The organism is Nitrosomonas aestuarii, assembly GCF_003046585.1.
Taxonomy (GTDB): domain Bacteria; phylum Pseudomonadota; class Gammaproteobacteria; order Burkholderiales; family Nitrosomonadaceae; genus Nitrosomonas; species Nitrosomonas aestuarii.
Genome location: NZ_QAAE01000001.1, coordinates 314,419 through 336,207, shown reverse-complemented (window position 1 = coordinate 336,207; position 21,789 = coordinate 314,419). Strand labels below are relative to the sequence as shown.

18 protein-coding genes are annotated in these 21,789 nt (G+C 45.0%); 8 read left to right on the top strand and 10 right to left on the bottom strand.

What is annotated here, in order from left to right; genetic code table 11:
• Positions 1–84: 84 nt before the first annotated feature.
• The 7 genes from C8R11_RS01615 to C8R11_RS01570 form a co-directional block, all read right to left on the bottom strand.
• Complete coding sequence (locus tag C8R11_RS01615; RefSeq protein ID WP_107794166.1) at positions 85–570, bottom strand: hypothetical protein; 486 nt, start codon at positions 568–570, stop codon at positions 85–87.
• Positions 571–600: 30 nt separating this feature from the next.
• Positions 601–1,302, bottom strand: coding sequence for a C39 family peptidase (locus C8R11_RS01610; protein WP_107794165.1), 702 nt, complete (start codon positions 1,300–1,302; stop codon positions 601–603).
• Positions 1,303–1,341: 39 nt separating this feature from the next.
• Positions 1,342–1,710: a hypothetical protein gene (locus C8R11_RS01605; protein ID WP_107794164.1), complete on the bottom strand. Its 369-nt coding sequence runs from the start codon at positions 1,708–1,710 to the stop codon at positions 1,342–1,344.
• Positions 1,711–1,843: 133 nt separating this feature from the next.
• The gene (locus C8R11_RS01600) at positions 1,844–2,968 is read right to left on the bottom strand and encodes a hypothetical protein (RefSeq protein ID WP_107794163.1); all 1,125 of its coding nucleotides are present in this window, start codon (positions 2,966–2,968) and stop codon (positions 1,844–1,846) included.
• 71 nt (positions 2,969–3,039) lie between these two features.
• Positions 3,040–4,185, bottom strand: coding sequence for a hypothetical protein (locus C8R11_RS15960; RefSeq protein ID WP_181258124.1), 1,146 nt, complete (start codon positions 4,183–4,185; stop codon positions 3,040–3,042).
• A gap of 749 nt (positions 4,186–4,934) precedes the next feature.
• On the bottom strand, positions 4,935–5,585 hold the full coding sequence (locus C8R11_RS01575) for a response regulator (RefSeq protein WP_107794159.1): 651 nt from the start codon (positions 5,583–5,585) through the stop codon (positions 4,935–4,937).
• Between the two features lie 143 nt (positions 5,586–5,728).
• Positions 5,729–6,916 carry a sensor histidine kinase gene (locus C8R11_RS01570; RefSeq protein WP_146159042.1) on the bottom strand — a complete coding sequence of 396 codons (1,188 nt, stop codon included), beginning with the start codon at positions 6,914–6,916 and terminating at the stop codon, positions 5,729–5,731.
• A gap of 748 nt (positions 6,917–7,664) precedes the next feature.
• Here C8R11_RS01570 and C8R11_RS01565 point away from each other — a divergent pair.
• A complete protein-coding gene (locus C8R11_RS01565) occupies positions 7,665–7,910 on the top strand; it encodes a transposase (RefSeq protein WP_342352447.1) in 246 nt (81 codons plus the stop codon).
• A 357-nt stretch (positions 7,911–8,267) separates the two neighbouring features.
• Here the strand turns inward: C8R11_RS01565 and C8R11_RS01560 are convergent, their stop codons facing one another.
• Together C8R11_RS01560 and earP are read right to left on the bottom strand one after the other, a co-directional pair.
• Positions 8,268–8,831 (bottom strand): elongation factor P, encoded by a 564-nt coding sequence (locus tag C8R11_RS01560; protein WP_107794156.1) that lies wholly within the window; start codon positions 8,829–8,831, stop codon positions 8,268–8,270.
• An 81-nt stretch (positions 8,832–8,912) separates the two neighbouring features.
• Positions 8,913–10,091 carry an elongation factor P maturation arginine rhamnosyltransferase EarP gene (earP, locus tag C8R11_RS01555; RefSeq protein ID WP_107794189.1) on the bottom strand — a complete coding sequence of 393 codons (1,179 nt, stop codon included), beginning with the start codon at positions 10,089–10,091 and terminating at the stop codon, positions 8,913–8,915.
• Positions 10,092–10,270: 179 nt separating this feature from the next.
• Here earP and C8R11_RS01550 point away from each other — a divergent pair, with 179 nt between their 5' ends.
• Positions 10,271–11,017 (top strand): hypothetical protein, encoded by a 747-nt coding sequence (locus tag C8R11_RS01550; protein WP_107794155.1) that lies wholly within the window; start codon positions 10,271–10,273, stop codon positions 11,015–11,017.
• Positions 11,018–11,073: 56 nt separating this feature from the next.
• On the opposite strand, the gene C8R11_RS01545 is transcribed toward C8R11_RS01550, so the two are convergent.
• Positions 11,074–14,508 (bottom strand): acyl-[ACP]--phospholipid O-acyltransferase, encoded by a 3,435-nt coding sequence (locus C8R11_RS01545; RefSeq protein WP_107794154.1) that lies wholly within the window; start codon positions 14,506–14,508, stop codon positions 11,074–11,076.
• 417 nt (positions 14,509–14,925) lie between these two features.
• Between C8R11_RS01545 and C8R11_RS01540 the strand changes: the two genes are divergently transcribed.
• The 6 genes from C8R11_RS01540 (at position 14,926) to C8R11_RS01515 (ending at position 21,762) form a co-directional block, all read left to right on the top strand.
• Positions 14,926–17,790 (top strand): ribonucleoside-diphosphate reductase subunit alpha, encoded by a 2,865-nt coding sequence (locus C8R11_RS01540; RefSeq protein ID WP_107794153.1) that lies wholly within the window; start codon positions 14,926–14,928, stop codon positions 17,788–17,790.
• A gap of 51 nt (positions 17,791–17,841) precedes the next feature.
• Complete coding sequence (locus C8R11_RS01535; RefSeq protein WP_107794152.1) at positions 17,842–19,059, top strand: ribonucleotide-diphosphate reductase subunit beta; 1,218 nt, start codon at positions 17,842–17,844, stop codon at positions 19,057–19,059.
• 61 nt (positions 19,060–19,120) lie between these two features.
• Entirely contained in the window at positions 19,121–20,512 is a 1,392-nt protein-coding gene (gene fumC / locus C8R11_RS01530) for a class II fumarate hydratase (protein ID WP_107794151.1), read from the top strand.
• 122 nt (positions 20,513–20,634) lie between these two features.
• Positions 20,635–20,895, top strand: coding sequence for a hypothetical protein (locus tag C8R11_RS01525; RefSeq protein ID WP_107794150.1), 261 nt, complete (start codon positions 20,635–20,637; stop codon positions 20,893–20,895).
• 70 nt (positions 20,896–20,965) lie between these two features.
• Positions 20,966–21,358 (top strand): hypothetical protein, encoded by a 393-nt coding sequence (locus C8R11_RS01520; protein WP_107794149.1) that lies wholly within the window; start codon positions 20,966–20,968, stop codon positions 21,356–21,358.
• A gap of 65 nt (positions 21,359–21,423) precedes the next feature.
• A complete protein-coding gene (locus C8R11_RS01515; protein ID WP_107794148.1) occupies positions 21,424–21,762 on the top strand; it encodes a hypothetical protein in 339 nt (112 codons plus the stop codon).
• Positions 21,763–21,789: the final 27 nt, after the last annotated feature.

The window sequence follows — 21,789 nt, the reverse complement described above, 5'->3', positions numbered from 1 at the left end:
ACCTAATAGCATTATGAATCTACAACGATTATCTGAAAAAGAAGTTAATCTAATCATCGAGAAAAAACAGGTGCCTGAAAATCATTACTGCAACATCGGCAAAATAGAATCAAAGTGAGTGTGATGGTTGCTATGATCAAATCCGGCATTTTGCAGATTACTGATTTCTATGTTGATTTCGTTAATTGCTTTGATAATTTGATCGTCCAGGCTATTCTGGATGACAGTACCCAATGTTGAACCAATCGAGTCCGGTGCCATGTTCTCATTGCCACTTTGTAGCAGCAGTGTATTATTTTCCGGAAATTGAAAGAAAGTGGAGCTGGTTTCTATTCCATTGAGAAGAATAATTCGCTCCAGACTAATATCGATTGTTACGCCATTAGGCAGTACAAATCCGCCTCTTTGTAGCGCTAGTTCTTCATCGGTTGCAACAACCCAGTATTTATCAATGCTGTTAATGACAGCCGATTTACTTGAATAATTATGCGCCCATACTTGCCCGGCGATACTTGAGCCCACGACTATAATGAATACGGATTTTAATAATTTTTGGCAGATATTTAACATATATACGCTCGCTTTAAAGACCCGAAAATTTTAAAAGTCTAATGGGCCGGGAGTAGTGTTACCTCGCATTAATACATGATATTCAGCTAAACTTGATCGGTCGATTGCATTAGCCAGCGGTGCCATACGCGTTTGCCATTCTTCTTGATTCTGAAAGTTGCCTGCCATCAAATCATTATCTGTCTGTATCAGAAACAATATGCGGTTCTCCCACATTTCTTCAAACTGGTCACGCGGTATAATATTTACACCTATGGCCGGATCACCGACAAGAACCTGTCGCTCCGTCAATCCCTTAATAATAATAAAGTGCAAATAACCATCGGCATTGATAATCGTTATTGCCGGACTGTTAGCATCATGCAGACGATCCAATTCCATTTTGAAGCCGTTTGATCGATAACCGCGGCGATCAAGATAATTTTTCATGTCCAGCAGCGAGAATCCTAATTCCTTTATTTTTTCCTGATCACCGTTCTGGAACATATCAAGAAATACATTCTGTTCATTTACATCGTCGTCATAATGGAAAGTAAGCAGGCTCGCTAATGCCGCCGAGCCACAGCTGAAATCAAATTGCTGTTTGTAAACTGTGCTAAAACGCATATCGGCAAAACTTTTTCCCGATATATTAAAGTTCCCTCCACCTGCAATACTATTAATATCAAGAGTGTATGCTTTGGTGCTAATTAGAGCAATCATCGATAGCAAGGCGTATTTGATATGTTTCATATTCGCAGGGAGGCATTTAAAATGCTGTCATTATAAATATCAGGGAAGTATCGTTACATTCACGATGGTTGAATCCTGAATAATAACATTATTGCCTGTGTTCTGAATAACCGAAAACATGCCGCTTGCACCAGTAAATGCGCTGGCATCAATCATGTTAGTACCTGTTAAATTGTTGTTAGCAGTATTGCCTGTTAATGTCGCGCTGACATCCAGATTGTTAAGAGCAGTAATATCAATGCCCTCGCGCCCTCTTGCATTATCAAGTTCGTCCAAAGATGCTTCTTTCGCAGTAAAATGCTGCAACGCAATTTTCTCATCCGATTGTGTTGATGTCGCACTCGCCGAATGGAAGGGTAACACCAGGATCAGGAAAAAAAACCTAAAGTTCTTTAAAATCCATTCCATATTATCCCCCTAGTTCTTATATATTTATTATTATGTTTTGCCCGAACTTGCCGGGAGGGAACAAGTCCCGCCCGGCAGTTTTGATCATCAACTAAAGTTACATATGGGCGGCAACTTTAGCTAACAGACAAAATTAAGGGTTAACATTTACGTTGCCTTGGAATGACACTTGTTGTTGTGCCAGTGCGCCGGGAGCGTGATTCTGAACCACCTGATTAATACCTGCGGCGCCGTTGAAGGATCCGCTGATGGTGTTATCAGCTGTATATGCAGCATCGGCAGATCCAGATGCGACAGATACGCCCGTGCTACCTTCGCCTGTTACCGAACCGCTTAGAACAGAATCGTTAACTGAGTAGGTGGCAGTAGCATTTCCAGTTTGTGCTGATGCAGAGCCATCACCGTTTGCAAGCGTCTGGCTGTTATCGCTGTTATCGGTATTATCGACTGTTGCGGTACTGCCATTATTGGCTGAAGCTGAGCCACCGACTGAATCAGCGAAACTATTGTCGCTATTATCGCTGTTGTCTGCTGTTGCGGTGCCGCCATTGTTAGCTGATGCGCCAGAAGATGCAGTAGCGGTACTATTGTTGCTATTGTCACTGTTATCTACTGTCGAAGTGCTGCCATTGTTAGCTGCTGCTGAACCAGCGCCACTGGCGTCTGCACTGCTATTATTTGAGCGATCTGACGAAGCGGTGCTGCCGTTATTCGCAGCGGCATCGGTTGCATTAGCTGAACTGTTGTCTGAATGATCATCAGTGGTTGCGACCTGACTGTTGTCACTGTTGTTGCTGTTGTCGCTATTGTTGCTGTTGTCGCTGTTGTTGCTGTTGTCTGAATGATCATCAGTTGTTGCGAGCTGACTGTTGTCACTGTTGTTGCTGTTGTCGCTGTTGTTGCTGTTGTCGCTGTTGTTGCTGTTGTCACTGTTGTTGCTGTTATCTGTATGATCATCAGTCGTTGCGAGTTGACTGTTGTCGCTGTTGTTGCTGTTGTCGCTGTTGTTGCTGTTGTCACTGTTGTTGCTGTTGTCTGAATGATCATCAGTGGTGTTTAGCACACTATTATCAGTGTTATCAGAAGCAGTTGAATATTCATTAGCAGCGATGCCAGAAGAATTCTGGTCGCTGGTTGCTGTCGCTGTCTGATCATTGACAAATTCTGCATTGTTGGTTGGATTTGCCCATGCATTTGCACTGACACCAAAGGCAAGCACAATACTTGCCGCTATAATTCTTTTGTTAAATTGATTCATTTTATTTCTCCCAAGAGATTTAAGATCAAATAATAGTGTTGTAGCGTAGCTTTAAACTGTTTGTGACAGTATTAAGGTCCAACAGCAGCGGGATTGACATTAACGTTACCCTGGAATGAGACTTGCTGCTGCGCCAGAGCATTGGCACCATGATTTTGCACAATTTGGTTAATACCAGCTGCGCCGTTAACGGAATCGGCAATAGTGTTGCTCGCTGTATAAGTAGCTGCGCCACCACTGTCTCCAGAAGTCACAACTGCGCCAACACCTGCACCTGTTACAGTACCTTCAAGCATTGAGTTGTTAACTGAATAGGTAGCAGTTGCATCCCCATTTTTTGCAGCTGCAGATCCGGCACCATTGGCTTCGGTATAGCTGTTATCACTGTTATTGGTGTTATTCACCATGGAGCTGCTATTATTGTTGGCAGATGCAGCACCGGTCTCAGCATTTGCAAAACTATTATCGCTGTTGTTGCTGTTATTTGCTGTTGCAGTGCCACCATTGTTGGCAGATGCGCCATCTGTTGCGTCAGCAACGCTATTATCACTGTTGTTGCTGTTGTTCACAGTTGAGTTGCTGCCGTTGTTAGCTGATGCTGAGCCATCTGCAGACGCATTTGCAGAACTGTTATTTGAGTTATTTGACGTAGCGGTGCTGTTGTTATTCGCAGCTGCATCAACCGCGGTAGCTGAGCTGTTGTCACTATTGTTGTCAACAAAAGTCTGCACGCTGTTGTTGCTGTTGTCGCTGTTGTTGCTGTTGTCGCTGTTGTTGCTGTTGTCGCTGTTGTTGCTGTTGTTGTCAGCAATATTCTGGACACTGTTGTTGCTGTTGTCGCTGTTGTTGCTGTTGTCGCTGTTGTTGCTGTTGTCGCTGTTGTTGCTGTTGTCACTGTTGTTGCTGTTGTTGTCAGCAATATTCTGGACGCTGTTGTTGCTGTTGTCGCTGTTATTGCTGTTGTCGCTGTTATTGCTGTTGTCGCTGTTGTTGCTGTTGTTATCAGCCGTAGTTGTTTGACTGTTATTTGTGTTGTCTTCCGCCGTTGAAAATTCGTTGGCAGCAATACCTGAGCCACTTTGATTGCTATCAGCAGTTGCTGTTTGGTTGCCAACAGCCTCAAAGGCGTTATTAGTCGGATTTGCCCAGGCATTACCTGCCGCACCAAAGGCGAGCGCAATACTCGCCACTAAGATTTTTTTGTTAAATTGATTCATAGTTCATTTCTCCTTGATAAAAAGTAATACCAGGTAACAACCAAGCTATAAAATTAAATAGTCGAGGCTTAATCCATTATTGTGGATTCATAAAAAATTTAATATAAGCAAATTGCTTAATCCCCACTAAAGAATTTGCTTAAAAAGCTTCCTGAATGGTTAATCTTCTCTGCAGGCAGGCCTCTGGAATAGAAAGCAAAAACAAGAGAAAGAGATTCCGAGTGAAAAACACTGGCAACAATGAATAACATTCAATTTCAGGCCGACATATCGCTGCGTGATTTTCTGCGGCGGTAAGGCACTGAGGCGCAATATCAAGCAGCATTGTTTGCTTCAAAAAACAGGGCCGCAGGATTAATAATGTTTACGCTGCGGCAGAAAGTGATATACCTGTACCCATAACGATCGCAGTCTATGGGGATGTCTGAATTGTAGCTACCAATAATTTCCAACTGCAGGTACTGTACTGAAAATACCAAACTTCCACTGACAATCTGGAATCTGGAATCTGGAATCTGGTCATTTATATGATGACGTAATGGAAGAAAGCGACAAGCGCTCAGGAACTCAAGCGCCAGCTGGATGTGACAGTTTTTACACATGAGGCGCTTAAACAAAAACCAGCCTAAACTTTTAACAGTCAAGCACGTTAATTCGGTAGAAAAATGCTGCGTTATCAGGATATATGGGCTATCTTCTAGCTCTGCAATTTCTATCTGAGATCGGCACTTCGGTTCTCAAAAAATAAATTACGGGCAAATAATATTGCAGCGAATAGCCAGACGTATGAGCTGAAGGTTATTTTGCAGTTTCAATTTTTTCATGATATTTGCATGATGAACGCCGACAGTTTTCGGGCTGATTGAGAGAATTTCAGCAATTTGCGCAATTGAATTTCCTTCAGCCAGCAATTGAAATAACTGGAACTCACGTTTGGACAGCACGTCCAGTGGTTCGTTAGAAGAATTCATTGAAAGTTCGGTAAGTGCGATTGAGTTGATTTCTGGGTCAATGTACATACGCCCCTGACTTACCTGGCGTACCGCTTTGAGTAATTGTTCAGCGCTTTCCTCTTTTGTTATATATCCGGAAACGCCCATTTGCAATACGCGTTTTACTATTGGCTCATTGGTATGCATGCTGAAAACAAGTATTTTTGCATGAGGATTTTTTTTCTTGATGCGATAAATAGTTTCCAGCCCTCCAATGCCAGGCATATTCAAATCAATAATAGCAATATCAGGCTTATACTTCTGGTACAACACGCAACCCAGTTCGCCGTTATCCGCCTCTGCCACAACCTTGATATCCGTTGTGTTCTCGAGCAAACGTCGATACCCGGAACGCACCACAGGGTGATCGTCAATCAACAATACAGTAATAGTTTTGTTTGCGGTCATTACGATAGCTTTCTACTCATTTGTAACAACAAACTGCGTTGATATTGCGGCGTTAACAACAAGAATTCAAGGCCCATTTAGTATGCATCAGCCCTTCTTTCTCATCCTGTTTTGTCTTACATTCGCTATCTAAAAAGTGTTTCTCAACGGCCTGTCAGGGGTAGTTTGGCAAGTATTAATGTGCCCTCTCCGGGCTTGCTACGCAATGTAAAGTCACCGCATGCCGCAATGGCTCGTTCCCGCATCCCCAGCAGTCCATACCCTTTTGTGTTTTTGTTAGGATCAAAACCAACTCCATTGTCCTTAATTCTCAGGCATAAGTGATCCAAATTTACATATTCATTCTTTTCACAACTTAAACAAATCTGAACTTTGGTGGCCTGTGCATGTAAACAGACATTATTGAGTGCTTCCTGAATTATGCGGTACACAATAATACTGATTGATTCATCAATGTTTTTAAAGTCATCCTCGATAATCAATTCATAGTCGATTTCAGGGTGGCGGGTACCCCAGTCTTTTTTTTGCTCGTGTAAGCATAGCGTCAGTCCAAGTGTATCAAGCAAAACAGGACGTAGTTTCTGCAACATGCTGCGGATTACTTTATGCATGCTCTTAGCATATTTTTGAACGGCTCGTATACTTGACTGTAACGGTTTATTTTTACCGGCAATTTTTTTTATTTCTTCAACCTCTGTCTGGATGGCAATAAGCCATTGACCCAGCTCGTCGTGTAGATCGCGTGCAAGGCTACGACGTTCATCTTCCTGAACACTAAACAGTTTTTGTGTAAGCAATCTGTTTTCGCGCAGCAAGTTGTTATTAACTAAAGATGCTCTCATAGAGTGACTGATGTCATCATGGGTACCGACCAGTCCGGCAATCTGTCCCTCGTTATCATAAAAAGGTGCAATGAATATGGATAAATACAGATTTTCTCCATGGTCATTGGTTGGCCATTGATAAATATTGGTTAATTTTCTTTCAGTTTTCAATGCAAGCTTATAGCTTGCTTGAAGTTTCTCTGCTTGTTCAGCGGGGAATAAATCGGTAACGGATTTACCGACAATGTTTTCTGGGGGTTGACCTACAAATTGAGCGAATGCTTGATTGACGGAAATATATCGCAGATTTAAGTCCTGATAAAATATTGCAAGCGGTATTTCATTAAATAACGTGCTCTTTAACGCATTTTGAATACAATCATCCCTTCGTCTGCCTGGAATTTTCCTGTTATATTGAAACATGTTTTTTTGTATTTTTTTACTGGTAGTATTGCTCTGTTCATTTGTTTCAAACATTTCCATTTTTAAGTTGATCCCGGTATTCACATTGACCTCACTTTTCTTAGTAACAGGCGGTAAACATCACTCAATCAAGCAACTTGGCTAAAATTTAAAAGCAGGAACAAAGTAATCAAAATGACACGATCACACTATGATCAAAACCATAGAGTTCGTTAATAAAGTATTTTATATATAGGCCAATCTCTATCGAAATTTTTACTTATTATACGTGATGCAAGAAACGTGCCATGTGTTATTAACAATTAATTACAATGACTTATAGGATATAAATTATTCGACTGTAAGGTATTCCGACATTTTACCGAAGGCTATGTGACAATTATTTGTTGATTTTCTGTAACTCTCAGATTCAAAAGGAATTGAAATAATCTTCAGACTTATGATTGATATGAGCTTTATTTTATTGAGTATCGGATCAATTTTAGTAATTAATTGCTATGTAACTTTATCGAACTTGTTTCTCTAATGCCAGCAAATCAGCTTTCTAATTTTGAAGCAATCATTTCAGTTATAAATCTTGGATTCAAATAGTTAATATATTAACTGCAAGACAAATTAGAAATTTAATGTACAGGAATATTAACTTCTGGCAGCGACCTCAAACGCCATGTGACGGGACCAATAGGAGCTTACTGATTTACTGATTCGGAAATTCTAAGCTGTAAAATATTCTGACACATTGTAAATTACGGGAACTTTATGCCAACTAGCTAAATTGACATGTTTAATGTTAATTAAGAGATGACATTAACACGCAAGTAATTTCAGGAAAATATCGCGGCAGCTAACTTGCCGAATATATACACCGGGACTTTTACACAATGACCTCAGTGACAAAGTGGTGGAGGACATGGCCAATGTCAGTCTGCATGTCATGCGCTTTTCGGGACTATCCCTTGTGGATGATGTTTCCAATCACTCAGTATTTTCACGTTTCAGCATCCACCTGACAGCTGTCAAAGCATGGGATAGCCTGCTCGAGCAAAATCAATCAACAAATACACGCGTATCATCTTAATTGCCAGCACAGGCTATCACGTAGATGCGAGCATAACGCACAGCCCTCACAGACCAAAAAAACTGACCTGTAGCAAAGGGTAAGCGTTAGAAATTCTGTGTCATTCGGCAATTCCCCGAAACATAACCAGAGTCAAAAGTAAAATTTTCTTGAAAAGGGGTCAATTCTATTAACTAACTATTAAATTTTCTACTTTGTGCGGCAATTCTGCCTTTTGACATAACAGATTTAAAAAAGTCAACTAACAACAGCGCACGTAGTGCATATGTGGATCAACCGGCTGTTACGCCGCCAATAGCGCATATTGACGGAGCATTCGCACCAGAACCGCAGGCGTGTTAGCACTATGGCAAAGGCTTAAACGCGTTTTTTAAATTCATTGGCTTGCGGATCAATTTCAATGCGATCGCCTATTTCCACAAATGCCGGCACCTGAATCTCAAAGCCGGTTCCCTGCAAGCGTGCCGGTTTCATGACCTTGCCGGTGGTATCACCCCGCACAGCAGGTTCTGTATATTCGACTTCACGCACTATGGTGGATGGAAGCTCAACTGAAATTGCCTTGCCATCATAAAACGTCACCTGACAAACGTCTTCCATGCCATCAATCAGATAATTTAATACATCCTGCATGTTGTCCGCTTCCACCTCAATCGGATTATATTCAGCATCCATAAATACATGAAGCGGATCGGCATAATAACTGTATGTACAATCCTGGCGGTCCAGTACCACCATATCAAATTTTTCATCCGCCTTATAAACGGATTCGGCTGTTGAATTGGAAAACAGATTCTTTAACTTCATCTTTACCACAGATGCATTACGTCCGGACTTTGTGAACTCAGCCTTCTGCACGACCATAGGATCGTTTCCAATCATCACAACATTTCCTGAGCGTAGTTCCATTGCGGTCTTCATAGTTCTTCCTACTAAAAGTGATTGTAAACAACTTGTTGCACTACAGTATTTGCAGGCAAACGCTTTTAAAAAAACAGGGAATTATAGCTGATTTCTGACATACTTTACCAGATTGCACGTCAAATCATTCTGTAATGCCAGCTGTCGCATCCAATCCATACTATGTAGTGCAATCGCATGAAAACAATCGACAAATGCCAACCAGTCAGTTGAGTCGATTGCACTCATTGCATTCCAGCCGTACCAGAGCTTGTGTATTACATCGGCCGTTTCTTCTGATATCTGGCTGACTGCCTGATCGGTATAGCAATCAAGAAATGCGTCGAGTTTTTTCCAGTGAGTATTATCCAACTGTGGATAAATATGCCAGACCAGCGGTTTTCCCGCCCATTGCGCCCGGACGAATGAATCTTCACCACGTACAAAATTCAGATCGCAAGCCCACAGCAATCGGTCATACCGGGATTGTTCCAAAAATGGAATAATCTGTATGGATAACTGACCAGATTTGATTACACTACTATCTCGCTTCGATCGCGTATGCATTATCCGCACAACCTGATCCGCCACAACACCCTGCGGAATGATCAAAACAACGGAAACGGGAGATCGTATCCATACATCGATCAATTCCGCCAGTGGCGCATGTTCATAACAGAACAGCGATACACGGTATTCGTCAGCGCTGCGTTCTGGCAAACCGATAGATTGCCAGAATTGCCATTCTGCATTTTTATCAAATGCCTGACGCTGCTCAAGCAGATCCTTTTCACGCAACAGCCCGCCGGTACCCGGCACAAACCCCGGGAAAAAAAAAGTTTTATTCAAATGATGCCGCGGATGCGGCGAACACAAACCATGATATTCCGGCACCCAGCGCTCCGCGCTCAAGTATTCCAGATTGATCCAGATTGGGGAATGCTCTGACTGCACCATTGCGGTGACAAAAGTGTCCGGCAGATCACAGGCAAACATCTCAATCACGACATCTGCCGGCACCGCTGCCGAAAACGGCTGTTGCCAGTGGCAAATCTCGACACCGTGAAGGAATTGCCGCGTCAAATCAGGTTTTATTTGTGGCGCGATACATGCCAGGCTTTTCAAGTCATCCACCCATAGACGCACTGCCTGCTGATAATCCAGCCGCAATTGACGTGCAAGCCGCCAGCTTACGCCGATATCCCCGAAGTTATCAATTACCCGGCAAAAAATATCCCAGCTTAAGGCATTGTCCTTATCAATTTTCTCGGCTTCAAACATGGAATGTTTAATAATCAGGTTTGTAACGGTATGATGCCGCAATGTGTCATTAAAACGCTTTTCATTTATATCTCAAATATAAACAGAATTTAAAACTGAATGCCGCTGGCCAGTTCAGATGTTGTAAACCTGGACTTGGTAAGTCTTTTATATACAAGAAACAACACTTTTAAAATAGAATGAACATTCCCATCGAATACTGGCTGCATCATGCGGTTTTTTACGCATTATTATTTTTGATTCAGTACCTGAATGGGTTATTGGTTATTTATCGAGATTTAAAAGTTAACTATACACGGAAAATAAATCACTTCGCTTTCTTCTTCCTTCCGGTCTTCTTGTTGTCCGTAATCGAGTACTCATACAATGCAGCCACATTCTTCATGGATATGGTATGTGTATTTATTTTTCTAGCCTGCTTTATCACCCCTGTACGTAACAGGATTAAACCGTTGTTTATCATGTTTCGCTCATTTGACAGGCCGGAAGACAGGCCGCTGACACTGACCTGGCTTTATACACAGTTTATCGCAAGTTATGCAGTACTCATTCCATTGTTAATGTATTTCGAAAGCCATGATATGTTACCGCTCATCATGGTTATTATCATAGCCAACGGCGTGGGTGACGGCCTTGCTGAACCCATCGGCATACGTTATGGAAAACGAAAATATACCACCTATGCACTTTTTACCCGGAAAAAATACGTGCGCAGCTATATTGGCAGTGCCTGCGTATTTCTGACAACCTTGATCGCGATTGCAGCGTTTCAGCAACATTTTACTTTTGCGCAATTTATCGTTGCGCTGCTGACATTGCCGATATTAATCACACTGGCCGAAGCTTTTTCTCCACATACCTGGGACAGCCCTCTCATTTATGGTGTTGGCGGAATTACAATGATCGGCATCAGTTTTCTTGGCTAAAAGTTACAAAAACCACAGGGAAAGCTGTGCAGCCATCGTGTAGCAATTAACCTTGTTCATGATTGATACCGGGATTCGACCCATTCACGCAATGTCACATAATCGATTTTTCCAGTAGCCAATAAAGGAATTTCATCGATGATCAGAATGGTCTTAGGAATACTTAATTCGCTGATCCCATGTTGTTGTGCGTAGCTGATCAGCGTTTCACGCTGTGCATTGGCATGCGTTGTAACCAGAATAATCTGTTCGCCCTTTTTTGGGTCCGGCAAATGCGTTACCGCATGATTATAATCGGGCCAAAGCTGACTCACATAATTTTCCACTGCAACCAGCGAAACCATTTCACCACCGATTTTGGCAAAACGCTTTACGCGACCGAGAATAGCAAGATAACCCAGCGCGTCGACCGATACGATATCTCCGGTATCATACCAGCCCTCCCCCGGTGGCTGCAGCACAGCCGGTTGATCCGGCAGATAGTATCCTTTCATAATATTGGGGCCGGATACAAGCAGTTTACCGCCATTCTGAATGCCCGGAATCGCCTCCAGCCGATAGCACATACCCGGCATCAAACGCCCGACCGTGCCGGGTTTGGTATGCATGGGCGTATTGAGGCTCAGAATCGGCGCAGTTTCAGTTGTGCCATATCCTTCAAAAATTCGCACACCAAACTTATCCGCCCATAGCTGACGTGTTTCCTCTCGCAACCTCTCCGCGCCGGCGAACACATAACGCACACTCTGAAAATCGTAGGCATGCGCAAAACGGGCATATCCGGAAAGAAAAGTATCGGTCCCGAACATGAGCGTTGCGTTGGTATCGTAAACAAGCTCCGGAATGACACGGTAATGCAGTGGTGACGGGTAAAAGAAAGTTCGGATACCCGCCAGCACGGGCAACAGCGTGCCACCTGTCAATCCAAACGAATGAAAAACCGGCAGTGCATTAAAAACGATATCGGCCGGACCGAAATCGATACGGGATGAAACCTGAAAGCGGTTTGCCTGAATATTTTTATGACTGAGTACCACGCCTTTGGGTACATCCTCCGAGCCCGAGGTAAACAAAACAACCGCCGTTGCTTCTGAGTCACGGCTTTTATTCATAAAACGGTAATAAGTCTGTGGCGCGAGACTCGCCAGCATTCCCATGAGTTTAGCCAATGGTGAAATCTGCTGCACCAGATCTTCCAGATAGCAGACTTTAATCTGAGCTGATTCCAGGCCTTCGATCAAGTGAGTCAATTTGCCCGCTTTGATAAAGCGCCTGGAAGTAATCACTGTAATAATTGCCGCAGTTTTGCATGCGGACATCAGGTTTTTTTGGCTGGTAGAATAATTCAGCATCGCCGGTACGCGTCCGTAAGCCTGCAATCCAAAAAAACTGATCAGGGTACTCACCATATTCGGTAATAAAATACCTACAATCTCGCCGCTGTCTGTCTGTTTTTTTAACGCAGCACCCAATATGAAACAGCGCATAACGAGCTGCGAATAATTAACCGGCTTACGCTCCACATCCTCGGCAACCATATGGCGGCGACCATGAACAGTACGGGCATCCAGTAATGACTGAAACAATGTCTGGTTCAAATCGTTGCTTCGAAACATCATATTGGACATCACATCATACAGTTTGATACCGGCCATCTGCCGCCGTTTTCTGCCGTGCAGATCATCCGGCAGATCAAACTGTAAAGGTGGCATGACGGTAAGTGTAATTTTTGGAAACCAGCGTATACGCACCTTGCCGCGCAATCTGGAAAAAGTCGTGTATTGTGCGCCGGAGATAATAACTGGTAGTACCTGTGCCGCAGTTTTATCCGCAATCATCGCCGGACCTTCATAAATTTTCATTAACGAACCGGTTACCGTTAGTCGCCCTTCTGGAAATATCACGATTCTGCGCCCTTTTTTAACCCGGTCAATCAGTGACCGGGTTGACATGGGATTCGCCGGATCGAGTGCAATGGTATCGGTCAGGAACAAAAATGGCCGTAACCACCAGCGCCTGGCCATATGCGTGTTAATTGCAAAACTGACATGATGCGGGATGCTGGCGCCAATCAACGCTGCGTCAAGAAATGACAAATGATTGGCGACGATAATGGTTTTACTGTCCATTTTACGAAGATGCGCGGCACCTTTGATATCGAGCCGGTAGCAGACATGAAAAATCCAGTACAGGATGGATTTGACCAGTGCTTCCGGCAGCAGGCTGGAAATATAAACAGCCACCCCACCATTGATAATGGCGATTACCAGGAACACGTCGATGACAGAAAAATCAAACGCCAGCATAACGCTGATGCCGATGGCTGAAACCACCATGAACAAGGCATTCAGAATATTATTGGCAGCAAATGTGCGTGACATATGCGACATCTCGGCACGATCCTGAATAATCGCATAAAGCGGCACGATATAAATACCACCGCAAATGGCAATACCCAGCAAATCAATCAGAATACGCCAGTGCATGAATGATTCCAGGAAAAGAGTAGCGCCGATTAATGTTTCTGGGTTACTGCGTATCAACTGATTACTGGCAAAATACATATCCACGGTAAACACAGTCATTCCCAGAATGCCCAGTGGCACATAGGTTGCAGCCACCTCCCCTTTGAGCAGCCGGTTGCAGAATAATGCGCCGATCGCAATACCGATTGTAAACGTTGCAAGAAAAAGGGTGACGACCTGTTCATTGCCGCCAATGACATCTTTCGCGAATGTTGGAAATTGCGATAAAAAGCTGGCACCAAACAACCAGAACCAGGAAATTCCCAGAATAGAACGAAAAATAACCGGATGCTGGCGCACTTGCCGAATGATGGCGTGCGTTTCATGCAAGAAATGATAACGAATCTTCAGAGTGGCATCTGCACACTGGGTGGGCGGTATCGATAAACTGCTGACCAGACCCAGAACTGCAACAACAATCACGATACACGAAATAATAAACGCACCGTTTTCCGCCATAATCAATAAACCGCCACAAATTGTACCGAGCAGAATGGAAACAAATGTACTGCTGTCGATGAGCGCATTGCCGCCTATTAATTCGTTTTCCTGCAACTGATCAGGCAAAATACCGTATTTAATCGGGCCGAAAAAAGTCGATTGCGTTCCCATCAAAAACAAAACAGACATCAACAGCCAGGTCTGCTCTAAATAAAACCCCAGTGCAGCACCGAGCATCAGTACAATTTCAATCGCTTTGATAATACGTATCAATCGCGCCTTATCATATTTATCCGCGATCTGGCCGACAATCGCCGAAAACAAAAAAAACGGCAAAATAAATATACCGGCTGCCACGGTTACCATGATTTGCGGACTCAGCATTGATTCCTCAGCCAGTGTGTAGGTAATCAGAATCACCAACGCGTTTTTAAACACATTGTCATTAAACGCACCCAGAAACTGGGTCAGGAAAAGTGGCAAAAAGCGTCTGCTTTTGAGCAAGTGCCATTGGTCAGGGTACATATATTTCCTTTGTAAGCATGCTATCGCCAAACATCAATTAATAACATATTGTTAATTAATCGGGTCCTCTCAAATATCTGGAGGATTCAAGCACAACAGTTTTTCAACAAATTATTTTTACTCGTAAAGTACTCTGCATCAATGGACCGAGCGACAAAATTGTTTCTCTGATTCTACAGATTTGACTTGATGACTTTATTAATTTTTTCACGCTTAATTTTATTAACTTTAGGTTGACATTGTTCCCCAGTAAACTTTAATATGCACTACCAGTTACGTATTAAATATAACTTAATACTATATATAGTGGTTATATCCGTTATTTGGATTTTTTAGATTTAGCTTAATATTTTCCAAATAACACATTGGAATCATGGCGCTTTATATCACACCAATGAATCAGGGAGAGTCGAAAACATGCAGCTAGTCACTGAAACTTCAAACCAGAAGCCCATATCTGAAAACAACGCTTTTTTAGATACCCAGACCGATCACAAGCAATTTTCACACTACAAGATTATTCGTCGCAACGGTGCTGTCGTTGCATTCGAGCCGGTCAAAATTTCAGTGGCGATGACCAAAGCGTTTATTGCTGTCGATGGCGGACAGGGCGCTGCATCGGTTCGCGTACGAGAGCTTGTAGCCCGCCTGACTCAGGATGTCGTCAGTGCTCTGCTGCGCCGCAAACCTGAGAGCGGCACTTTTCATATCGAGGATATCCAGGATCAGGTTGAACTCGCGCTGATGCGCTCAGGCGAGCATGATGTGGCACGCGCTTATGTGCTATACCGTGAAGAACGCGCCCGCGAGCGTGCCCGCCTGAAGGAAAAAAATACAGCCAAGGCGCAACAGGACACACTATATGTTACCGATAACGGACAAAGAGTACCACTTGATACTGCTCGTTTAACCGCTTTAATCGAATCATCCTGCGCAGACCTGGGGGACACAGTCAATCCCGCCCTGATCCTCAAAGCCACTTTGCGTGAATTATACGATGGCGTCACACAGGAGGAAGTCAGAAAATCCGCAATTATGTCAGCACGGGTGTTGATCGAAAAAGAGCCTGCCTACGGTTATGTTACCGCACGCCTGCTGCTCAATAACATCCGTGCCGAAGTGCTCGGTGAAGAAGTATCGCATCAGGACATGCATACGCAATATGCGGAATACTTCCCGACCTTTATCAGGAAAGGTATTGAATCCGGCTTGCTTGATGAGCGTCTTGCGCAGTTTGATCTCGCAAAGCTGTCCGAAGCCCTGCTTGCTGATCGCGACCTGCAATTTGATTATCTTGGACTGCAAACGCTGTATGACCGTTATTTTCTACATATCAAGGAAAAACGCATCGAATTGCCGCAGGCGTTTTTCATGCGCGTCGCCATGGGACTGGCACTCAATGAAATTGACCGTGAGACCCGCGCCATCGAGTTTTATCATGTTCTCTCCAGTTTCGATTTCATGAGTTCGACACCTACGCTGTTTAACTCCGGTACCTGTCGCTCGCAATTGTCTTCCTGCTATCTCACCACTGTTTCCGATGATCTCGACGGCATTTACGAAGCAATCAAGGAAAACGCCCTGCTCGCCAAATACGCAGGCGGGCTCGGTAACGACTGGACTGCAGTACGCGCCATGGGTGCGCGCATCAAGGGAACCAACGGCAAATCCCAGGGTGTGGTGCCCTTTCTCAAAGTAGTATCGGATACCGCTGTCGCCGTGAATCAGGGCGGCAAGCGCAAAGGCGCCGTATGCGCCTATCTGGAATGCTGGCATCTGGATATCGAGGAATTCCTGGAATTGCGTAAAAATACCGGTGATGACCGCCGCCGCACGCATGATATGAACACTGCCACATGGATTCCCGACCTGTTTATGAAGCGCGTCATGGAAGGCGGCGAATGGACGCTGTTCTCACCCTCCGATGTACCGGATCTGCATGAAAAGTTCGGCCGTCAGTTCGAACAGGCGTACCTGGTGTATGAGGAAAAAGCAGCGCGTGGCGAACTGGCATTATTCAAAAAAATTCCAGCGGTACAACTATGGCGCAAAATGCTGAGTATGCTGTTTGAAACAGGTCATCCCTGGATCACTTTCAAAGACCCCTGCAACATACGCTCACCGCAAAATCATGTCGGTGTCGTGCACAGCTCGAATTTATGCACGGAAATCACTCTTAACACCAATGAAAAGGAAATTGCCGTTTGCAACCTGGGGTCTGTCAATCTGGTTGCGCACCTGAACAATGGCGAACTGGATAAAGACAAATTAAAACGCACTATCCGTACCGCGATGCGTATGCTGGACAATGTCGTGGACATTAATTTCTACGCTGTACCCAAAGCCCGAAACGCCAACCTGCGGCACCGCCCTGTCGGCATGGGTATTATGGGTTTTCAGGATTGTCTGCACCGCCTGGGCATCCCTTACTCTTCTGCTGAGGCCGTCGAATTTGCAGATCGTTCCATGGAACGTATCGCCTACGAAGCCTACTGGGCTTCCAGCGAGCTCGCCAAAGAACGGGGCTGTTACAATTCCTATAAGGGGAGCCTGTGGGACAGAGGCATACTGCCGCACGAATCGCTGAATCTGCTGCAGGAAGAACGCGGCGGCTACGTCGAAGCAGACATGTCTGCCACGCTGGACTGGGATGCCTTGCGCAAACAGATTAAAAAGCACGGCATGCGTAACTCCAACTGCCTGGCCATCGCGCCGACAGCAACAATTTCCAACATTATCGGTGTATCGGCCAGCATCGAACCGACCTATCAGAATTTGTATGTCAAATCCAATCTGTCAGGCGAATTCACCATCGCCAACAAATCGCTGGTTAACGACTTGAAACAGCGCAATCTGTGGGATGAAGTGATGATCTCCGACCTCAAATATTTTGACGGCGCGATCAGTAAAATCGACCGCATTCCGGATAACATCCGTACCCTTTACGCTACCGCGTTCGAAATGGATCCGGTCTGGCTCATCGAAGCGGCCGCACGGCGGCAGAAATGGATCGACCAGTCACAGTCGTTAAATATTTATATCGCAGGCGTCTCTGGAAAAAAACTTGATGAAACTTACAAACTGGCCTGGCTGCGCGGCCTGAAAACAACCTACTACTTACGATCCATGGGCGCGACAGCAGCGGAAAAATCCACTGTTCAGGCTGGTTCGCTCAATGCCGTGCCTGCACATGGCGGCATTTCCAGCGACAGCAAGAAAGAAGCGGCTGCAGAAATCAAGTACTGCGCCATTGATGATGAAAGTTGCGAATCCTGCCAATAAATCTGGCAACCCAAACTGTACATCCAAGCCATAACGAAAAGGAGTAATCACATGCTGACATTTGAAGATGAACCGACACAACCCGGAAAACCCGCGAACCCTACGAATCCCGCATCCTCTTTACCCAAAGGACTGATGCAAGCCGATAAGAGCCGGAACAAAACAGAAGCGTTTGCAACCCTGACGGTTGACACAATCGACTCATCAGACGGTGAACAGGCCGGTGCACAGCCGGTAGCCGGCAGCACGCAACGGCGGGTATCGGTTGAAGACAAAAAAATCATCAATTGCAGCGCGGATGTCAATCAACTGGTTCCTTTCAAATACAAATGGGCCTGGGACAAATACCTTGCCGCGTGCGCCAATCACTGGATGCCGCAGGAGATCAACATGAGCCGCGACATCGCATTGTGGAGAGACCCCAACGGATTAACCGAGGATGAACGCCGCATTGTCAAACGCAACCTGGGCTTTTTCGTCACTGCCGATTCCCTCGCCGCCAACAATATCGTGCTCGGCACTTACCGCCATATCACCAATCCGGAATGCCGCCAGTATCTGCTTCGCCAGGCGTTTGAAGAAGCGATTCACACGCATGCATATCAATATATTGTCGAATCGCTGGGCCTGAACGAAGGCGAAATCTTCAATGCGTACCATGAAATCAAATCGATCCGCGACAAGGACGAGTTTCTGATTCCGTTCATCGACACACTAACCGATCCGAACTTCGAAACCGGCACACTTGAAACCGACCAGCAGCTACTCAAAAGCCTGATTGTTTTCGCCTGTATCATGGAAGGCATGTTCTTTTATGTCGGCTTTACGCAGATTCTTGCACTGGGACGGCAGAACAAAATGACCGGATCAGCGGAACAATACCAGTACATTCTGCGCGACGAATCGATGCACTGCAACTTCGGCATTGATGTCATCAACCAGATCAAAATGGAAAATCCGTCTCTATGGACCAAGACTTTCCGCGAAGAAATCGTTGCCTTGATGCGCAAGGCCGTTACCCTGGAATACCATTACGCGGAAGACACCATGCCGCGTGGCGTACTCGGCATGAATGCTCCGATGTTCAAGGAATACCTGCGCTATATCGCCAACCGCCGTTGTCAGCAGATCGGACTGGATGTGCTCTATCCGGACGCCAACAACCCGTTCCCGTGGATGTCCGAAATGATTGACTTGAAGAAAGAAAAGAACTTTTTTGAAACGCGTGTCACCGAGTATCAGACGGGTGGTGCATTGAATTGGGAATAAGCCGTGCCTAAATTGACGGCTGGCGTATTGAGCAGGCTGATTGCAGTATTGGAGGTATTTTATGAGTTACCGTGAAGAACGCGACGCCATGGGCGTAGTGCAAGTGCCTGAATCCGCACTGTGGGGCGCACAGACGCAGCGTTCGCTGGAAAACTTTAAAATATCCGGCGAGCAGATGCCCGCAGCCTTTATTCATGCGCTGGCGCAGGTCAAGCGCTCGTCCGCCACCGTCAATCATAATCTCGATTTACTGAACGCCGCTTCCACCGCTGCCATTATACAGGCGGCGGATGAAGTCATCAGCGGTCAGCATGATGATGAGTTCCCACTGGTCATCTGGCAGACGGGTTCGGGCACGCAGACCAATATGAATATGAACGAAGTGCTGGCCAATCGTGCCTCGGAACTGCTCGGCGGCGGGCGCGGCAGCAATCGCAAAATTCACCCCAATGATGATGTCAACAAAGGCCAGTCTTCCAATGACGTATTCCCGACGGCAATGCATGTCGCTGCCGCACAAAGTATTCACCATCAGCTTATACCTGCCATTCAGCTGTTGCGCGATACGCTGGCCAACAAGGCCGAAGCCTTTTCCGGTATTGTCAAAATCGGCCGTACACATTTGCAGGACGCCACGCCGCTCACGCTCGGGCAGGAATTTTCCGGCTATGTTGCGCAACTCGATCATGGTCTGCAACATGCCGAAGCCGCCCTGCCTCACCTATATGAACTTGCGCTCGGCGGCACCGCAGTCGGCACCGGATTGAACGCACATCCTGAATTCGCCGCCCGCGTGGCAGCAGAAATCAGCTATCAGACCAAGCTGCCATTTGTCACCGCGCCAAACAAATTTGAAGCACTGGCGAGCAATGACGCACTGGTGCATGCGCATGGCGCTTTGAAAACGCTGGCCGCTTCGCTGATTAAAATTGCCAACGACATCCGCTGGCTCGCATCCGGCCCGCGTTGCGGCATCGGCGAACTCAAAATCCCTGAGAATGAACCCGGCAGTTCGATCATGCCCGGCAAAGTCAATCCGACCCAATCAGAAGCCATGACCATGCTGTGCTGCCAGGTCATGGGTAACGACGTTGCCATCAATATGGGTGGTGCAATGGGAAATTTCGAACTCAACGTGATGAAACCGCTGATTATTCACAATTTCCTGCACAGCGTGCGCCTGCTTGCAGACGGCATCACCAGTTTTAACGATCACTGTGCTGTCGGCATTGAAGCCAATCATGAACGTATCGACGCACTCATGCAGCATTCACTGATGCTCGTTACCGCGCTTAATCCGCATATCGGCTACGATAAAGCTTCGGAAATCGCCAAAAAAGCACACCACGAAGGCACAACACTCAAGGCCGCTGCAGTTGCCACCGGTTACGTTACTGCGGAACAGTTCGACGCCTGGGTTGTTCCTGAAAAAATGGTCGGAAAGCGTGACTGAAATGATTAACCAAATCAAGATTAACAATTTGATTTGTTGCACGAAACTTCACTGGTAATAAAACTTTAACAATCGACACTTAAACTTGCGCTGTAAACAAAATTACATATAAGGAGAACTACATGTTTTGTTACATCAAGGAATGGCCCAACAAAATGGCGACACTCATGACCGCCGACGGCGTAGTACTGTGCACCTGCCAGAACGCCGATGAAGCAAAAAAAGTCTGGCATGACTGGAAGCAACAGCAAAAACCGCAGGCACCGGGAGCAGCTGAAGCGGAACTGGAAATATTACCTTATTCGCCGACAATTTCGGATTGGTTGAAAGGGATTGTTTCTATTTGTTACGCGGGGATGAGTAAAAAAGTGGTGAATGAGTAATTTTATTGAAAGTTTTATGTAGATAGTCGTGATTCTTTACGATCCGTCCAGTTCTGGTTAATGAAAGGCCATGAACAGAATTTTAACTATTCAACTGGAATGGAAATATCCTCCCGTAAATTATCTGGAGGAACCGATTTCATTTTCTTTTGAGACTGGTGATCTTGATATTAAGAATGGAGTTGCAATCGCAAATATAGATCCCGATCTATATCATGCGGATAGCTCAATACAGGAAGTTTTGACCCGAAAAATCGAAAGTAGATTGCATGCTGTTCAAGTCATGACGCATAGAGACTTCGAATTGAGCGGTCCGTCCCGAACAGATATTCGAGAAGATGGAAAAAAGAATCACTTTCTAGAAGTTGAATCTTGTATACATGCCGTGAGCCTTGGAACAATTGACCTGATAGTAAAAGATAAAGATGGAGATGTAGTTTCAGACACAAAAAAAAGCGCTTAGAAAAACAAAAGCATTTTGCATCTCTTGTAGACAAGCATAGAAATTCCGATGCCACACTTGACCAAATGCTAAAGAGTTATCAAAAATCAGTCAAAGACGCTGATAATGAGCTAGTACATTTATACGAAATTAGAGATTCTCTCTCCGAGAGGTTTGGATCAAAGAAAAGCGCAATACAGAAATTAGGTATCACAAGTACTGTGTGGGATGAAATTGGAAAACTGGCTAATTCTCTTCCGCTCAAACAAGGCCGACACAGAGGCAAAGCATTAGGTGCGCTCAGAAACGCTGAACAAACGGAGCTGGATAAAGCACGCAAATCTGTGACTCATCTAATTGAAAAATACCTAGCGCATTTGGAACATGATAAATCCACTGATAATCACATGCATTCAAAGAATTAGAGTCCCTATATTTACGATATCAAATCA